Here is a 14,010-nt window from a genome sequence, read left to right on the forward strand (position 1 = left end):
GCCGTGCCGATCCCCCTCGATGTCCAGGGCCGCCGCGTCGTCGTGGTGGGCGGTCCCGCCGCCACCCGCCGGATCACCGCCGCGCTCGCCGCGGACGGCGCCGAGGTGGAGCTCGTGCCCGACCACGCGGCCGGATCCGCGCTCGACGCCGCCGCGCTCGACGGCCGGCAGCAGCCCGACCTCGTGCTGTGGGTGGAGGGCGACCCCGTCCGCCGCGCCGCGGTCGCCGAGGCCTGCCGGGCCGAGCGGGTCTGGTTCCAGGTGCGCGAGGGCACCGCGCCCACGCCGCTCGGGCACGTGACCCTGGTGGGCGGCGGCCCCGGGGATCCGGGCCTCATGACCGTCGCCGCGCGCGCCGCCCTCGCCGAGGCCGACGTCGTGCTGCACGACCGCCTCGGCCCGACCGACGACGTCGCCGCGTTCGCGCCCGGCGCCGAGCTCGTCGACGTGGGCAAGACGCCCGGCCACCACGCCGTGCCGCAGCGCCGGATCGAGGAGCTGCTCGTGGAGCACGCGTCCCGCGGCCTCCGCGTCGTGCGCCTCAAGGGCGGCGACCCGTTCGTCTTCGGGCGCGGCGGCGAGGAGGTCATCGCGTGCCGCGCGGCGGGCGTCCCCGTGACCGTCGTGCCCGGCGTCACGAGCGCGGTCGCGGTGCCCGCCGCCGCCGGGATCCCCGTCACCCACCGCGAGGTGAGCCGCGCCTTCACGGTCGTCTCCGGCCACGTGCCCTTCTCCGAGGACGAGCTCGGGCACCTCGTGGGCCTCGGCGGCACGCTCGTCGTGCTCATGGGCGTCAACACGCTGCCGCACCTCGTGGCGGGCCTCCAGCGCCACGGCATGCGCGCCGACATGCCGCTCGCGATCGTCGAGCGCGGCTACGCGATCGACCAGCGCACCACGGTCACCACGGTCGCGGGCGTCGCCGGGATCCTCGGCACGGTCGCCCCGCGCTCGCCCGCCGTCATCGTCGTGGGCGAGGTCGTGCGGGTCCCCGGCTGGGCCGAGGAGGCCGCCGCCGCGGGCCACGCCCCATGGGAGGATGAGCGCCGGGCACGGGCGACGCCGTGACCGTCGAGGGAGTGGCCGCCATGACCGGATCCGACGCCGAGCCCGCTCCTGCCGTCGGATCCCCGGACGCCGGATCCCCCTCCGCCGCCGGATCGCCCGCCGCCGCCGACCCGGGCGCCGAGCCGGGCTTCCGCCCCGACCAGCTCGAGGGCTTCCGCATCGCCGTCACCTCCGACCGGCGCTCCGAGGACCTCATCGCCGCGTTCGAGCGCCGCGGCGCCGACGTGATGCACGCCCCCACCATCCGCATGACCGGCGTCAGCGACGACTCCGCGCTCGAGGCCGAGACGCGCGCGATCATCCGCGAGCGGCCTGGGATCCTGCTCGCCACGACGTCCTACGGCATCCGCCGCTGGTTCGAGGCCGCCGACGCCGCGGGCGTCGGCGACGAGCTCACCGAGGTGCTGGCCGAGGCGCGGATCCTCGTCCGCGGCCCCAAGGCGCGCGGCGCCATCCGCGCGGCCTCCCTCGACGACCACGGCATGAGCGAGCGCGAGACCACCACGTCGCTCGTCGACCTGGTGCTGCGCGGAGACGTCGACGGGGTCACGGTGGCGGTGCAGCTGCACGGCTTCACGGATCCGGTGCAGCTCGCGCGCCTGGAGGCCGCCGGCGCCCGCGTGCTCACGGTCGCGCCGTACCGCTGGACGGTGCACGAGGACTCCGCGCGCGTGCTGCGGCTCGTCGAGGCGGTGTGCACGGGCGGGATCGACGCGGTCACCTTCACGAGCGCGCCCGCCGTCGAGGCCCTGTTCACCACGGCGGACGCGGCCGGCCGGCTCGAGGACCTCCAGGAGGCGCTGCGGACGATGGTGGTCGCGGCAGCCGTGGGCCCCGTGACGGCGGCGCCGCTCGTGGAGGCGGGGATCCTGCCCATCACGCCCGACCGCTTCCGCATGGGCGCGCTCATCCGGCTCGTGTGCGCGCACCTGGAGGAGTCGGGCGTCGCGCGCGTCGAGACCCGCCACGGCGCCATCGAGCTCCGCGGGCGCCTGGTCGTCGTCGACGGCGAGCGCGTCGCCCTGAGCCCCGTCCCGCTCGCGCTGTTCCGCGCGCTCGTCGCCGCCGAGGGCGCCACGGTGCCCCGCCGCGTGCTCGCCCGCGCGACGCCGGAGGTGCTCGACGACCACGCGGTCGACGTCGCGATCTCCCGGCTGCGGCGGTCGCTGCCCGACGGCGGCATCATCCAGACCGTCATCAAGCGCGGGTACCGGCTCACCACCGCCTGACGCGCGGCTGGTCCTCCCGGCCCCCGAGGATCTCGTGCCGCGGGAGGAGGGCCGGGGGCCGCGAGGAGGACGCGCGCCGGATCGGGGTCCGCGAGCCTGATGTCACCGCCCGCCCGTGCGGTGAGATCAGGAGGATCCCGTGCCCGTCTTCGTCACCCCCACCGCCGCCGTCATCGCTCCCGGCGCGGCCGCCCCCGTCGTCGTGGCCCCGCTCCCGGGGGATCCGACCTGCGTCGCCTTCGCGGGCAGCGGCGACGGCTTCCGCCACGTCGGCACGCGCAGCCTCGCGGTGGATCTCGCGCCGCTCCTCTCCGCGGCGACGGGCTCGGCCGCCGGATCGCGCGCCGCCTGACGCGCGCCGCTCCGCAGGTGCCCGCGATCGCGGCGCGCCGCCCACCGGGATCCGCCGCGCCCCGCATTGGGGGTGGCGCGGGCCGCCCGGGCGTCGCGAACCGTCTTCCCGGCCGCGGGCCCGCCGCCTACTGTGAGCGGAGGAGACTTTTCTCCACCTGAGGAGCATCATGTCGTCGACCCCGCCGCCCGCCTCCCCGACGTCGGTGACCCCCGCGTCCGACGAGCCCGGCTGGTTCGGCGACGGCGCGGGCGACCAGCGCTTCTGGGACGGATCCCGCTGGACCGCCCTCGTGTCCGGCCGCCGGGTGTTCCCGGGCCGCGCGTCGTCGACGCCCGAGCCGGGGCTCATCACGGAGTCGGCGCTGCCCGCGGACTACGCGCCCGGAGCTGCCGCTGCCGCCGCCGCTCCCCTGACGCCCGCCGGGCCCGCCGGCTCCGCCGTCGAGGCCTCCGTGGACGCGCCGCCCGTCGGCCCGCCGCTCGCCCCGCCGACGGGATCGCCCGTCGCCCCGCCCGCCGGCTATCCGCTCGCCCCGCCCACCGGTGCGCCCGTCTCCCCGCCCGCGGGGTCCCCCGCCGCCCCGCCCGCGGGCGCCCCGCTCGACGCCCCCGCACCGGCCGCGTCCACCGCGTCGGTCGCCGGGTCCTTCGCGCCGCGCTCCGCCGTCCCGGCGCCGCCACGCCCCGCGACCGCCGCCGCGTCCGCCCCGACGCCGCGCAGCGCCGGCACCGCGCCCGCCCTCCGCGGCCGCAGCACCTGGCCCTGGGCGGCGCTCGCGGTCGCCGCCGTGCTCGTCGTCGCCGCGGCGATCATCGCCGGGATCCCCGGCCTCCTCATCGCGCTGGGCGTCGTCGCGCTCGTCGCGGGTCTCGTCCCGCTCGTGCGCCGCGGATCCGCGTGGATCCCCGGGGTGCGCAGCCGCCCCGCCGGCGGCATCGCGGCCGGCCTCGCGCTCGTCCTCATCGCGAGCGGCGCGGTCGCCTCGACGGTCCGGACGCCCGGCGACGTCGTCGCCGACCCGGACGCCATCGAGATCTCCGACGCCCGTCCCGTGCCCGTCGCGACGGATCCCGCGAACCCGCTCCCCGTCTCCGCCGACGGCCTGGTCGAGATGGTCGACGTGACCCGCATGACCGGCGCCGACGCGGGCGACACGCTCGCCGCCTCGGGCTTCGGCATCGCGTTCGCCGGCGCGGGCGGCGGGGCGTTCGTCCGCCAGGACGCCGGCATCGTCGCGAGCCAGGATCCCGCCGCCGGCACGCGCGTCGCGCCCGGCACGGTCGTGACCCTCACGCTCGCCGTCCCCGCTCCCGACCGGATCGCGCTCCCCGTCGTGCCGAAGGCCCCGAACATCCCGACGCGTCCCGGCACGCGGCCGGGGACGCAGGGTCCGGGGCTGCCGTCGAACCCGAACCCGAACCCGGCCCCGGCCCCCGGGACCGGCGGGGGCACCGGCGGCGAGCAGCCCGGCGGCGGATCCGGCGATCCCGGCCCGTCCGACCCCGGGCCGGCCGAGCCCACGACCCCGCCGACGCAGCCGCCGACGGATCCCGTCCCCGACCCCGACCCGACGACGGACCCGCCCGTCGACCCGGAGCCCACGCCCGACCCGCCCGTCGAGCCGCCGGCGCCGACCACGCCTCCCGAGCCGACGACGCCCGTCGACCCGGGTGCGGGCGGCGAGCCCGTCCCGGAGATCCCGCCGGTCGAGGGCTAGCCCTCCGCGGGCGCCCGGTCGGCGTGGCCGGCCGCGGGGCCCGCCCCGGGCGTCCGCAGGTGCGCCCGCTGCCCGTCGCGGTCGAGGATCGTGAGCACCTCCGTGACACCCCGGTGGGCGCTGATGGCGTGCGGCACCATCGTCGAGAACTCGGCGGCGTCGCCCGCCTCCACGAGGATGACGCGCTCCCCCAGCTGCAGCCGCGCCGTCCCCGAGAGCACCGTGAACCAGTCACGGCCCGGGTGCACGCCCAGCTGCTCGACCGGGTAGGGGCGCGTCGGCGTCATGCGCATCTTCGCCACGAACACGCCCGACGAGCCGTCGCCGCGCGACAGCACCCACGTGGTGCGCCCGGCCTGCTCGTCCACCTGCGGGCGGATCACGACGTCGGCGTCGTCGCCCGACTCGATGAGCGCGTCGAGCGACGTCTCGAGCGCCTGCGCGATGGGCACCAGCTGGTCGAGCGCGATCCGGCGGTGCCCGGTCTCGATGCGACTGAGCGTGGACGGGCTGAGGTAGCAGCGGGCGGCGAGCGCGTCGAGCGACCAGCCGCGGGCCTCGCGGAGGCCGCGGATGCGCTGGCGGACGAGGGCGTCGAGATCCGTGTCTTGCGTCATGGGCAAGATCGTATGCGCCCCGAGCACGACCGCGCGAGCATGGGGGCATGCCCCACCACCACGGCGCCGCCGACCCGTCCCTCGCGACCATGCTCGACCTCGACGCCCGGATCCTGCACCGGCACCTCGCGGAGGTGACCGCGTGGATCCGCCGCCTCGCCCGTGACACCGCCGGTCGCGTCGTCGTCGACCTCGGCGCGGGGACCGGCACCGGCACGGTCGCGCTCGCGCGGCGGTTCGGCCGGGCCGACGTGCACGCCGTCGACGCGAGCGACGCGATGCTGGCGCGCGTCGCCGAGCGCGCGGTCGTCGACGGCCTCGCCGACCGGATCCGACCGGTGCGCGCCGACCTCGACGCCGACTGGCCCGCGCTGCCGCCCGCCGACGTCGTATGGGCGTCGCTGATGCTGCACGAGGTCGCCGATCCCGCGCGCCTCCTCGCCTGTGTCCGCGACGGCCTCGCGCCGGGCGGGATCCTGGCGGTCGTCGAGATGGACGGCCCGCCGCGCTTCCTGCCCGACGAGCTCGACCCCGCGCTCGGCCGCCCGGGCCTCGCCGACCGCCTCGACGACGCCGTCACGCACGGCGGCACGGGCGGCCCCTCGCACCCGGACTGGGCGCCGTGGCTGCGGGACGCCGGCCTGGTGGAGGTCGAGACGCGCGCGTTCCCGATCGACCCCGACCCGGCGGATCCCGTCGCCGCGGCCGCGACGCTCCCCTACGCCCGCGCGTGGCTGGCCCGCGTCCGCGACCGCTCCGCCGACCGGCTCGCGACCGACGACCGCGCCGCCCTCGACGCGCTCCTCGACGACGACGGCCCGCACGCGCTCGCGCGCATCCCCGACCTCCGCCTCCGCGGCACGCGCACGGCCTACGTCGGCCGCCGGCCGCGCTGACCCGGCGGCGGCGGATCCGCGTCCCCATCTCCCGGATCCCGCCCGGCGTGGGGCGCCAGGCGCCCCCGACCCCCTACCGTTGGGGGATGAGCACTGACGACACCGCATCCACCCCCGACGCGGACGCCGCCCCCCGCACGACCTTCAGCGACCTCGGTCTCTCCGACCAGGTCCTCAAGGCCCTCAAGGACGTGGGCTACGAGACGCCCTCCGCGATCCAGGCCGCCACGATCCCCTCCCTCCTCTCCGGCCGCGACGTCCTCGGCGTCGCCCAGACCGGCACCGGCAAGACGGCCGCGTTCGCGCTGCCCATCCTCAGCAACCTCGACGTCTCGCAGAAGACCCCGCAGGCCCTCGTGCTCGCGCCCACCCGCGAGCTCGCGCTCCAGGTGTGCGAGGCGTTCGAGCGCTACGCGTCCGGCATGCGCGGCGTGCACGTGCTCCCCGTCTACGGCGGCCAGGGCTACGGCGTGCAGCTGTCGGCGCTCCGCCGCGGCGTGCACGTGGTCGTCGGCACCCCCGGCCGGATCATGGACCACCTCGACAAGGGCACCCTCGACCTGTCGGAGCTGAAGTTCCTCGTGCTCGACGAGGCCGACGAGATGCTCAAGATGGGCTTCGCGGAGGACGTGGAGACGATCCTCGCGGACACCCCGAAGTCGAAGCAGATCGCGCTGTTCTCGGCGACGATGCCGGCGCAGATCCGCCGCATCTCGGGCAAGTACCTGCAGGACCCCGAGGAGATCACGGTCAAGGCGAAGACCACGACCTCGGCGAACACCACGCAGCGGTACCTCATGGTCTCCTACCCGCAGAAGGTCGACGCCCTCACGCGGATCCTCGAGGTCGAGAACTTCGAGGGCATGATCGTGTTCGTCCGCACCAAGAACGAGACCGAGACGCTCGCCGAGAAGCTGCGGGCCCGCGGGTACGCGGCGGCCGCCATCTCGGGAGACGTCGCGCAGGCGCAGCGCGAGCGCACGGTCGACCAGCTGAAGTCGGGCAAGCTCGACATCCTCGTGGCCACCGACGTCGCGGCCCGCGGCCTCGACGTCGACCGGATCAGCCACGTCGTCAACTACGACATCCCCATCGACACCGAGTCGTACGTCCACCGCATCGGCCGCACGGGCCGCGCCGGACGCAGCGGCGCGGCGATCAGCTTCGTCACGCCGCGCGAGCGCCGCCTCCTCACCGCCATCGAGAAGGCCACGCGCCAGCCGCTCACCGAGATGCGCATGCCGAGCGCGGAGGACGTGAACGTCACGCGCCTCACGCGCTTCGACGACGCGATCACGGCCGCGCTCCAGGACCGCGAGCGGCTCGACGCGTTCCGCGACATCGTGGGCCACTACGTCGAGCACCACGACGTGGTCGAGTCCGACGTGGCCGCCGCGCTCGCCATCGTGGCGCAGGGCGACACCCCGCTCCTGCTGTCGGCCGACGACCTCCGCCCGCCGCGCGTGGAGCGCGAGCGCCGGGACGACCGCCCGTCGCGCGACGGCGACGACCGCGGCGAGCGTCGCGCCCGTCCGGCGCGCGGCAGCGGCAACATGGCGACGTACCGCATCGACGTCGGCCGCCGCCACCGCGTGGAGCCCCGCCAGATCGTGGGCGCGCTCGCCAACGAGGGCGGCTTCAGCCGCGAGGACTTCGGCCACATCGACATCCGCCCCGACTTCTCGCTCGTCGAGCTGCCGGCGGGCCTCGCGCAGGACAAGCTCGACCGCCTGTCGGGCACGCAGATCAACGGCCGGCCGATCGACATCCGCCCCGACCGCGGCGGTCCGCGTGCCGCCGAGCGCGGTGCGGCCCCGGAGCGTCGCGGGCGGAAGCCGCGCGACTGATCCGCTGATCGCCCTGACGGCCCGTCCCCTCCTCGGAGGCGACGGGCCGTCGTGCCGCACGCAAGCCCCGCGGCGGCGCGCTCTCAGCGGCGAGGCCGCCCGCGAACCCGTCTCCCGAGGACGTAGGCCATCCCGATGGCCGTAGCCGCGATGCAGAGACTCCAGCCACGGACATCGTCGAGGCCGGAGGTCGCGAACACGATCAGACCGGCTATCACCAGGCCGGAGGTGAGGACGAGTGTCACGACGAAGAGGAGTCGGTGACGGGCCGTCACTCAGACCACGCTCCCGACATCGCGGGGACGTCTGAGAATCGACGCGCAAATGCATTCATGCGACGTATTCACTGACCTGCGCACCACGGCACACCATTCCACCCTTGATCGAGGATCACCCCGTTTCCGTCTGCGGCACAGTAGGCGATCGCCCCACCTCCGATGGCCAGGACTCCGGCTATCAGAGCGCCCGCGATGCCTCCGACACCTGTTTCTGAGGTGATGATCGCGGCGATGGTCGCGATGCCTGCACCCGCAGCCAGCGCCCCGATCAGGCGATTGGTGTCGCAGGAGTTCAATTTGAGCTGATGCCCGAACCACTGGGTGGAGTAATCGGTGTCGCCCGCGCAATTCGAATCGAGTACGACGCGCGCGACAGCGCCGACCTCGGATTCGCTCACAGAGATGCCCGACACCGTGCCACCGCCCGCGACGATACCGACCGCCACCTCGCGGACAGTGGAGGGGAGCGCGCCACGCTCGAGCGCCACGCCGGCGTCGAAGTGCACCGCTCCGCGCGTTGAAGTGATGGTGTCCTGGAGATCGCGGAGCTTCTCCATGGCTACGTTGCCCGCGGCGATCTCGTATGTGGAGAGACGCGGTCCGTAGTGACGTTCCGCAACGGGGTGCGAGGCGGCCATGGCCGGACTCGCGACGAATGTGCCCGCTACGACGGCGAGCGAGGCGGCCATTGCCATGAGCCGCCTATTTACCTTCATGAGTAAACTCTTCTCCTGGGTAAATATACCCGTAGAAGTGGATGATGCGGCAGACCTTCCTCCCCGCATGAGCCCTTGTCAAGGCTCCGGCACATTCGTTGCGCCACCTCATCATGTGGTATCCGCGTGACCAGACGGCCTGCACAAATGCCCCTCGCGCGAGGAATTCGAACGTCAGCCCTCCGATAGCGTGGCCCGATGGAAACCGTGACCCTCCGCACCGCGCGCCTCGCCCTCCGTCCGCCCGCGCTCGACGACATCGACGCGATCGCCGCCGCGTGCCAGGATCCGGCGATCCAGCGCTACGTGCCGGTCCCCGTTCCGTACACGCGCGCGGACGCCGTCTCCTACGTGGGCTCCTTCTGCCCCGACGGCTGGGCGAGCGGCGAGCGCCTCACGTGGGCGATCCACGAGGGCGACGCCTTCGTCGGCACCGTGGGGTTGCACGCCGTCGCGGACGGCGCGGCCGAGATCGGGTACTGGCTGGCGCCGGAGGCCCGCGGCCGCGGGATCATGCGCGAGGCCGCGGCGGCGGTCGTCGACCACGGGTTTGACGCGTCCGTCGGCCTGGGGCTGGTCCGCATCGGCTGGCGCGCCTACGCGGGGAACACCGCATCGGCCGCCGTCGCCCGCGCCCTCGGGTTCCGCTTCGAGGGGGTGGCCCGCCTCGGCGCCATGGGCCGCGCGGGCCGCGAGGACGACTGGCTCGCGGGACTGCTCGCCACGGACGACCGGACTCCGGCGCCGTGGCCGGTGCTCGCGTGACGGATCCGCGCACTCCGGGCGCGGGCCTCCTCGGCCGCGACGTCGCGGTCGCGACCGCCGACGGCCGCCGCCTCCGCGCGATGGTCGCGGGCGACGGCGACGACCTCGTCGTCCTCGAGGCGGGCCTCGGCGGCAGCGGCCTCACCTGGGGTCTCGTGCACGGGATCCTCGCCCGCACCCACCGCGTCGTCGCCTACGACCGCGCGGGCCTTGGCAGCAGCGACCCGGATCCCGCACCCCGCGACCTCGACCGGCTCGCCGACGACATGGAGGCGGTGATCGCCGCGTTCCCGCACCGCCGGCTCGTGCTCGTCGGGCACAGCTGGGGCGGGCCCGTCGTGCGGGTGGTCGCGGCGCGGCGGATCGCGCGCGGGCTGCCGACCGCGGGCGTCGTGCTGGTGGATCCGAGCGACGAGCGGGCCCGCACCTACGCGGCACGCGCCGTGCGCATCGCGTTCCGCGCGCAGGCCGCGCTGCTGGTGCCGCTCGCCCGGCTCGGACTGCTGCGGCCGCTGCACCGCGTCGCGCTCGCCGGCCTGCCGCGACCGCTCCTCGCGGCCTCCGCCGACGCCGCCGGATCGGTGCGGGCGGCCCGTGCCACGGCGGCCGAGCAGCGGCATCTCCTCCCGGGCCTGGCCGGGATGGCCGCGCTCCTCGGATCCGCGGCTCCGCTCCCCGGCGTCCCCGTCCGCGTGATCTCCGGCACGACCGCGGGCCCGCTCACGCGCGCCCAGCGGCGCGACCTCGTGCGCGCGCACCGGGCCTCCGCGGCGGCGGCGCAGCAGGGCGTGTGGATCCCCGCCCCGCGGTCCGAGCACATGGTGCCGGTCGCGGATCCCGACGTGGTCGCCGCCGCGATCACGCGGCTGTTCTGAGGTCGGACGCGGCGGGACGCCGTCAGTCCCGGACCCGACGCAGCTCCAGGACCCCCGGGATCAGCTGCCGCGTCGGGATCCGCCCGCGCGCGAAGTCGCCCCACACCTGCCGCACGCGGCGCGCGTCGCGCTGGATCCCCTCCCAGTCGGCGCCCGCGAGGAGCCCGGCGCCGTGCCACGCCTCCTCGTCGCCGAAGAGGAGCGGCAGGTCCACGGTGTGAGCGGCGCCGAACGGGCTGCCGGGCGCCGACCAGCGGATGACGTAGCGGTGCGCGGTGCCGCCCGCGCGCGCGTGGCGACGGGCGAAGCGGCGGCCGGGGACGCCGTAGATGATGCCGGTGACCGCGGCGACGGAAGCCCGCCGCACGAGCGAGCCCACGACGGGCAGGCGGGTGAGGCGCGCGAGCCACGGGATCCCCGGCAGGAACAGCCGCGCCTCCTCCGCCGTGTGGCCGATGAGGACGTCGACGCCGGGCGCCGCGCGGTCCCACGCCTCGGCGATCCCGGACTCGCGCGGCAGCGGCGCGTGCCCGTACTGCGTGCCGAACGGCATCGCCCCGATGAGCCCGTGCGGCGCCGCGACGCGCTCCACGGCGGCCTGCCGCGCGACCACGTCCTCCACGGGCATGTCCGCGGTGAGGCCGCGCGCGGCGCGGGCCATGGCGGCGTTCATCCGCCGTCGCCCGCGGGAGATGCCGAGCGGCGCGCTCTGCACGATCGCGCGCCGGAACAGGCCGGCCGCCTCCGGCACGGCCATGAGGTGCGCGACCGCGTCGCCGCCCGCGGACTGCCCGAACGCGGTGACGCGCTCGGGGTCGCCGCCGAACGCCCGGATGTTGCGGGCCACCCAGCGGAACGCCTCCAGCTGGTCGAGGAGGCCGAGGTTGGCAGGCCGGTCGCGGCCGTCGCCGAGGTAGCCGAGGAGCCCCAGCCGGTAGGTGACCGTGACGACCACCACGCGCTGCTCCGCGACGAGCGGCGCCGGATCCATGATCGGCACGTCACCCGCGCCCGAGACGTAGGAGCCGCCGTGGATCCAGACCATGACCGGCAGCGCGTCGTCCGGCCGCACGTCGCGCGGCATCGTCACCGAGACGCGCAGGCAGTCCTCGTCGACGGCCAGCCCGGCGAACGAGCCGAGCACCTCGTCGAGCTCCTCCATGGGCGGCTGCGGGCAGGCGGGCGCCCAGTCGAGCGCGTCGCGGGGCGCCGTCCAGTCGGGGTGCGCGACGGGCGGCGCGAAGCGGGCGGCGGTGGCGTAGGGGATGCCGGTCGCGCGGACGACGTCGCCGTCCGCCCAGCCGACGACCGGGCCGCAGGGCGGCGAGAAGGCGCTCATCCGATCGACGCTACCGTTCCGCGGGCGTTCTCCGGGACGCCCGCGGAGGAGCCGGAACCCGGTGCTACCGTGACGCCATGCCCCGCCTGATCGACCACGCCCGCCGCGAGGACGAGCTCGCCGAGGCGGTGTGGCGGGTCATCCGCCGCGACGGCGCGAGCGGCGTCTCCGTCCGCACGGTCGCGGCTGAGGCCGGCCTCAGCACCGGGTCGCTGCGCCACAGCTTCCCCAGCCGGATCGACCTGGTGGCGCACGCGACCGCGCTCGTCGCGACGCGCATCGCGAGCCGCATCCGGAGCCGGCGCACGGATCCGGACGCGCGGCGTCGCGCGGTGCGGATCCTCGCCGAGCACCTCCCCCTCGACGACGCGCGACGGGCCGAGGCCGAGGTCACGGCAGCGCTCCTCGCCGACGCGGCCTCGCACCCGCGTCTCCGCGAGGTGCGCGCCGCCGCCCACGCCGCGGCGCGCGAGACCTGCCTCGAGCAGCTCGCGCAGCTGCGGGCGGCGGGCCTGCTGCGGCCCGACGCGGATCCCGAGGCCGAGGCCGACCACCTCCAGGCGCTGCTCGCGGGCCTCGCCCTGCAGCTGCTCGTCGACGAGCCGGATCCCGCCCGGAGCGCCCGCGCGCTCGGCGTGCTCGAGCGGCACGTGGACGCGCTCGTCGCGCGCCGCGCGGACCGCCCGGCGCGCGTGGACGCCTAGCCCGCGGGGACGCCTAGCCCTTCGCCGACGCTCCCCCGTCGCCCACGAGCCGGCCGCGCAGCTCGTCCACGCGCGCGCGGATGTCGTCGCGCACGAGCCGCATCCGCTCCATCCCGTCGATGCCGCGCTCGGAGGGCTCGTCCGTGATCCACGTCTCGACCGCCACGCCCTGGTCGCCGTCGACGTGGGCCTCGGCGCCGAGGACCACCACGAGGTCGGCCGCGCGCACCATCTCGTCGGTGAGCGGCTTGGGGCGCTCGTCGCCCACGTCCACGCCGAGCTCGGCGAGCGACTCCACCGCGAGCGCGTTGAGCGACGACCCGGGATCCGTGCCGGCCGACGCGACCGTCACCGCCTCCCCCGCGTCGTGCCGCATGAGGGCGGCGGCGAGCTGCGACTTCCCGCCGTTGCGGGCGCAGACGAAGACGACGTGCGGGGCGCGGTCGGGCATGGGGTCCTCCGTGGGTGGGTGGTCGGCCGCGGATCGGCGCGTCTCCTCGATCCTCGCATCCGGCGGGCGGTCCGCCCTCTCCTCGTCGATACAGCGGATGCTGTACCGTCAGCGTGTGATCACCCTCGCCCCGCGCATCGACGTCATGACCCGACTCGGACGGGCGCTCGCGGATCCCACGCGCTCCCGCATCCTCGTGGAGCTGCTCGCCGGCCCCGCCTACCCGGCCCTCCTCGCGGAGTCACTGGGCCTCACCCGGCAGAACGCGTCGAACCACCTCGCGTGCCTCCGCGGCTGCGGGATCGTCCGCACCGTGCCCGAGGGACGCAGCGTGCGCTACGAGATCGCGGACCCGCACGTGGCGCGCGGCATCCGCGCCCTCGTGGACGCGGTGCTCGCGGTCGACGACGGGCGCGCGTGCGCGGATCCCGCCCTCTGCGACCCCGGCTGCTGCGAGCCCGGCGCGTGACCGCGGCCGCGCTCGCCCCCGTCCGTCGCGACCTGCTGCGCCGCCGCATCCGCTGGATCGTCGCGGGCACCATCGCGTGGAACACCGTGGAGGCGGTCGTCGCGCTGGCGGCCGGCACCGTCGCCTCGTCCACGGCGCTCGTCGCGTTCGGGCTCGACTCGGTGGTCGAGGTGCTCGCCGCATCGGCCGTCGCGTGGCAGTTCTCCGCGCCGGATCCCGAGCGCCGGGAGCGCGCGGCCCTCCGGCTCATCGCGGTGTCGTTCCTCGGGCTCGCGGCCTACGTGTCCGTCGACGCCGTGCTCGCGCTGGCCGGCGGATCCGGGGCGCAGCCGAGCCCGACGGGCATCGTCCTCGCGGCCCTCAGCCTCGCCGTCATGCCCGTGCTCAGCCTCCTCGAGCGCCGCGCGGGCACCGAGCTCGGCTCCGCGAGCGCGGTCGCCGACTCGCGACAGACCCTCGTCTGCGCGTGGCTGTCCGCTGCGCTCCTCGTCGGGCTGCTGCTCGACGCCGCGCTCGGGTGGTGGTGGGCGGATCCCGTCGCCGGTCTCGCGATCGCCGCGTTCGCGGTCCGCGAGGGGCTCGAGGCCTGGCGCGGCGACGCGTGCGCCGTGCCCGTCGGGGCGCTCACGGGCGAGCGCCCCGACGACGCGCACGACGAGCGCGGCTGCTGCTGAGGGCGGCCGG

General features: G+C 76.2%; 15 protein-coding genes. 11 read left to right on the forward strand and 4 right to left on the reverse strand.

Annotated elements, in window-relative coordinates; translation table 11 throughout:
• Positions 1 to 3 precede the first annotated feature (3 nt).
• From cobA to ACMT9T_RS04035, 4 genes are all read left to right on the forward strand, one after another.
• Positions 4 to 1,068: a uroporphyrinogen-III C-methyltransferase gene (gene cobA / locus ACMT9T_RS04020; protein WP_414744347.1), complete on the forward strand. Its 1,065-nt coding sequence runs from the start codon at positions 4 to 6 to the stop codon at positions 1,066 to 1,068.
• Positions 1,065 to 2,297: a uroporphyrinogen-III synthase gene (locus ACMT9T_RS04025; RefSeq protein WP_414744348.1), complete on the forward strand. Its 1,233-nt coding sequence runs from the start codon at positions 1,065 to 1,067 to the stop codon at positions 2,295 to 2,297. Before cobA ends, ACMT9T_RS04025 begins: the two co-directional genes overlap by 4 nt.
• Positions 2,298 to 2,436: 139 nt before the next feature.
• Entirely contained in the window at positions 2,437 to 2,649 is a 213-nt protein-coding gene (locus ACMT9T_RS04030; RefSeq protein ID WP_414744349.1) for a hypothetical protein, read from the forward strand.
• Between the two features lie 169 nt (positions 2,650 to 2,818).
• A complete protein-coding gene (locus tag ACMT9T_RS04035) occupies positions 2,819 to 4,369 on the forward strand; it encodes a PASTA domain-containing protein (RefSeq protein ID WP_414744350.1) in 1,551 nt (516 codons plus the stop codon).
• On the opposite strand, the gene ACMT9T_RS04040 is transcribed toward ACMT9T_RS04035, so the two are convergent.
• Positions 4,366 to 4,986, reverse strand: a complete 621-nt coding sequence (locus ACMT9T_RS04040) for a helix-turn-helix domain-containing protein (RefSeq protein ID WP_414744351.1) — start codon at positions 4,984 to 4,986, stop codon at positions 4,366 to 4,368. The two genes, ACMT9T_RS04035 and ACMT9T_RS04040, sit on opposite strands and share 4 nt — an antisense overlap.
• Positions 4,987 to 5,033: 47 nt before the next feature.
• Here ACMT9T_RS04040 and ACMT9T_RS04045 point away from each other — a divergent pair, with 47 nt between their 5' ends.
• Complete coding sequence (locus ACMT9T_RS04045) at positions 5,034 to 5,882, forward strand: class I SAM-dependent methyltransferase (protein ID WP_414744352.1); 849 nt, start codon at positions 5,034 to 5,036, stop codon at positions 5,880 to 5,882.
• 86 nt (positions 5,883 to 5,968) lie between these two features.
• Entirely contained in the window at positions 5,969 to 7,729 is a 1,761-nt protein-coding gene (locus ACMT9T_RS04050; protein ID WP_414744353.1) for a DEAD/DEAH box helicase, read from the forward strand.
• Positions 7,730 to 8,072: 343 nt separating this feature from the next.
• Here ACMT9T_RS04050 and ACMT9T_RS04055 read toward each other — a convergent pair whose 3' ends face one another.
• On the reverse strand, positions 8,073 to 8,702 hold the full coding sequence (locus ACMT9T_RS04055; RefSeq protein ID WP_414744354.1) for a hypothetical protein: 630 nt from the start codon (positions 8,700 to 8,702) through the stop codon (positions 8,073 to 8,075).
• Between the two features lie 219 nt (positions 8,703 to 8,921).
• On the opposite strand from ACMT9T_RS04055, the gene ACMT9T_RS04060 reads away from it, so the two are divergent.
• Positions 8,922 to 9,488: a GNAT family N-acetyltransferase gene (locus tag ACMT9T_RS04060; RefSeq protein WP_414744355.1), complete on the forward strand. Its 567-nt coding sequence runs from the start codon at positions 8,922 to 8,924 to the stop codon at positions 9,486 to 9,488.
• Positions 9,485 to 10,363, forward strand: a complete 879-nt coding sequence (locus ACMT9T_RS04065; protein ID WP_414744356.1) for an alpha/beta fold hydrolase — start codon at positions 9,485 to 9,487, stop codon at positions 10,361 to 10,363. The genes ACMT9T_RS04060 and ACMT9T_RS04065 overlap by 4 nt, the downstream gene beginning before the upstream one ends.
• 22 nt (positions 10,364 to 10,385) lie before the next feature.
• On the opposite strand, the gene ACMT9T_RS04070 is transcribed toward ACMT9T_RS04065, so the two are convergent.
• Positions 10,386 to 11,702: a carboxylesterase family protein gene (locus tag ACMT9T_RS04070; RefSeq protein ID WP_414744357.1), complete on the reverse strand. Its 1,317-nt coding sequence runs from the start codon at positions 11,700 to 11,702 to the stop codon at positions 10,386 to 10,388.
• A 77-nt stretch (positions 11,703 to 11,779) separates the two neighbouring features.
• Here ACMT9T_RS04070 and ACMT9T_RS04075 point away from each other — a divergent pair, with 77 nt between their 5' ends.
• Positions 11,780 to 12,406: a TetR/AcrR family transcriptional regulator gene (locus ACMT9T_RS04075; RefSeq protein WP_414744358.1), complete on the forward strand. Its 627-nt coding sequence runs from the start codon at positions 11,780 to 11,782 to the stop codon at positions 12,404 to 12,406.
• A gap of 13 nt (positions 12,407 to 12,419) precedes the next feature.
• On the opposite strand, the gene ACMT9T_RS04080 is transcribed toward ACMT9T_RS04075, so the two are convergent.
• Positions 12,420 to 12,857, reverse strand: a complete 438-nt coding sequence (locus ACMT9T_RS04080) for an arsenate-mycothiol transferase ArsC (RefSeq protein ID WP_414744359.1) — start codon at positions 12,855 to 12,857, stop codon at positions 12,420 to 12,422.
• A 115-nt stretch (positions 12,858 to 12,972) separates the two neighbouring features.
• On the opposite strand from ACMT9T_RS04080, the gene cmtR reads away from it, so the two are divergent.
• The gene (cmtR, locus tag ACMT9T_RS04085; RefSeq protein WP_414744360.1) at positions 12,973 to 13,326 is read left to right on the forward strand and encodes a Cd(II)/Pb(II)-sensing metalloregulatory transcriptional regulator CmtR; all 354 of its coding nucleotides are present in this window, start codon (positions 12,973 to 12,975) and stop codon (positions 13,324 to 13,326) included.
• Positions 13,323 to 14,000, forward strand: coding sequence for a cation diffusion facilitator family transporter (locus ACMT9T_RS04090; RefSeq protein WP_414744361.1), 678 nt, complete (start codon positions 13,323 to 13,325; stop codon positions 13,998 to 14,000). Before cmtR ends, ACMT9T_RS04090 begins: the two co-directional genes overlap by 4 nt.
• Positions 14,001 to 14,010 lie beyond the last annotated feature (10 nt).

The organism is Clavibacter vidaverae, from assembly GCF_047529985.1.
GTDB lineage: Bacteria > Actinomycetota > Actinomycetes > Actinomycetales > Microbacteriaceae > Clavibacter > Clavibacter nebraskensis_A.

Bases quoted from the DNA above. Each gene is read 5' to 3' on its own strand.
- ACMT9T_RS04060 (WP_414744355.1), top strand. From the start codon at position 8,922: ATGGAAACCGTGACCCTCCGCACCGCGCGCCTCGCCCTCCGTCCGCCC.
- ACMT9T_RS04080 (WP_414744359.1), bottom strand. From the start codon at position 12,857: ATGCCCGACCGCGCCCCGCACGTCGTCTTCGTCTGCGCCCGCAACGGC.
- ACMT9T_RS04070 (WP_414744357.1), bottom strand. From the start codon at position 11,702: ATGAGCGCCTTCTCGCCGCCCTGCGGCCCGGTCGTCGGCTGGGCGGAC.
- ACMT9T_RS04075 (WP_414744358.1), top strand. From the start codon at position 11,780: ATGCCCCGCCTGATCGACCACGCCCGCCGCGAGGACGAGCTCGCCGAG.
- ACMT9T_RS04050 (WP_414744353.1), top strand. From the start codon at position 5,969: ATGAGCACTGACGACACCGCATCCACCCCCGACGCGGACGCCGCCCCC.
- ACMT9T_RS04035 (WP_414744350.1), top strand. From the start codon at position 2,819: ATGTCGTCGACCCCGCCGCCCGCCTCCCCGACGTCGGTGACCCCCGCG.
- ACMT9T_RS04045 (WP_414744352.1), top strand. From the start codon at position 5,034: ATGCCCCACCACCACGGCGCCGCCGACCCGTCCCTCGCGACCATGCTC.
- ACMT9T_RS04055 (WP_414744354.1), bottom strand. From the start codon at position 8,702: ATGGCAATGGCCGCCTCGCTCGCCGTCGTAGCGGGCACATTCGTCGCG.
- ACMT9T_RS04040 (WP_414744351.1), bottom strand. From the start codon at position 4,986: ATGACGCAAGACACGGATCTCGACGCCCTCGTCCGCCAGCGCATCCGC.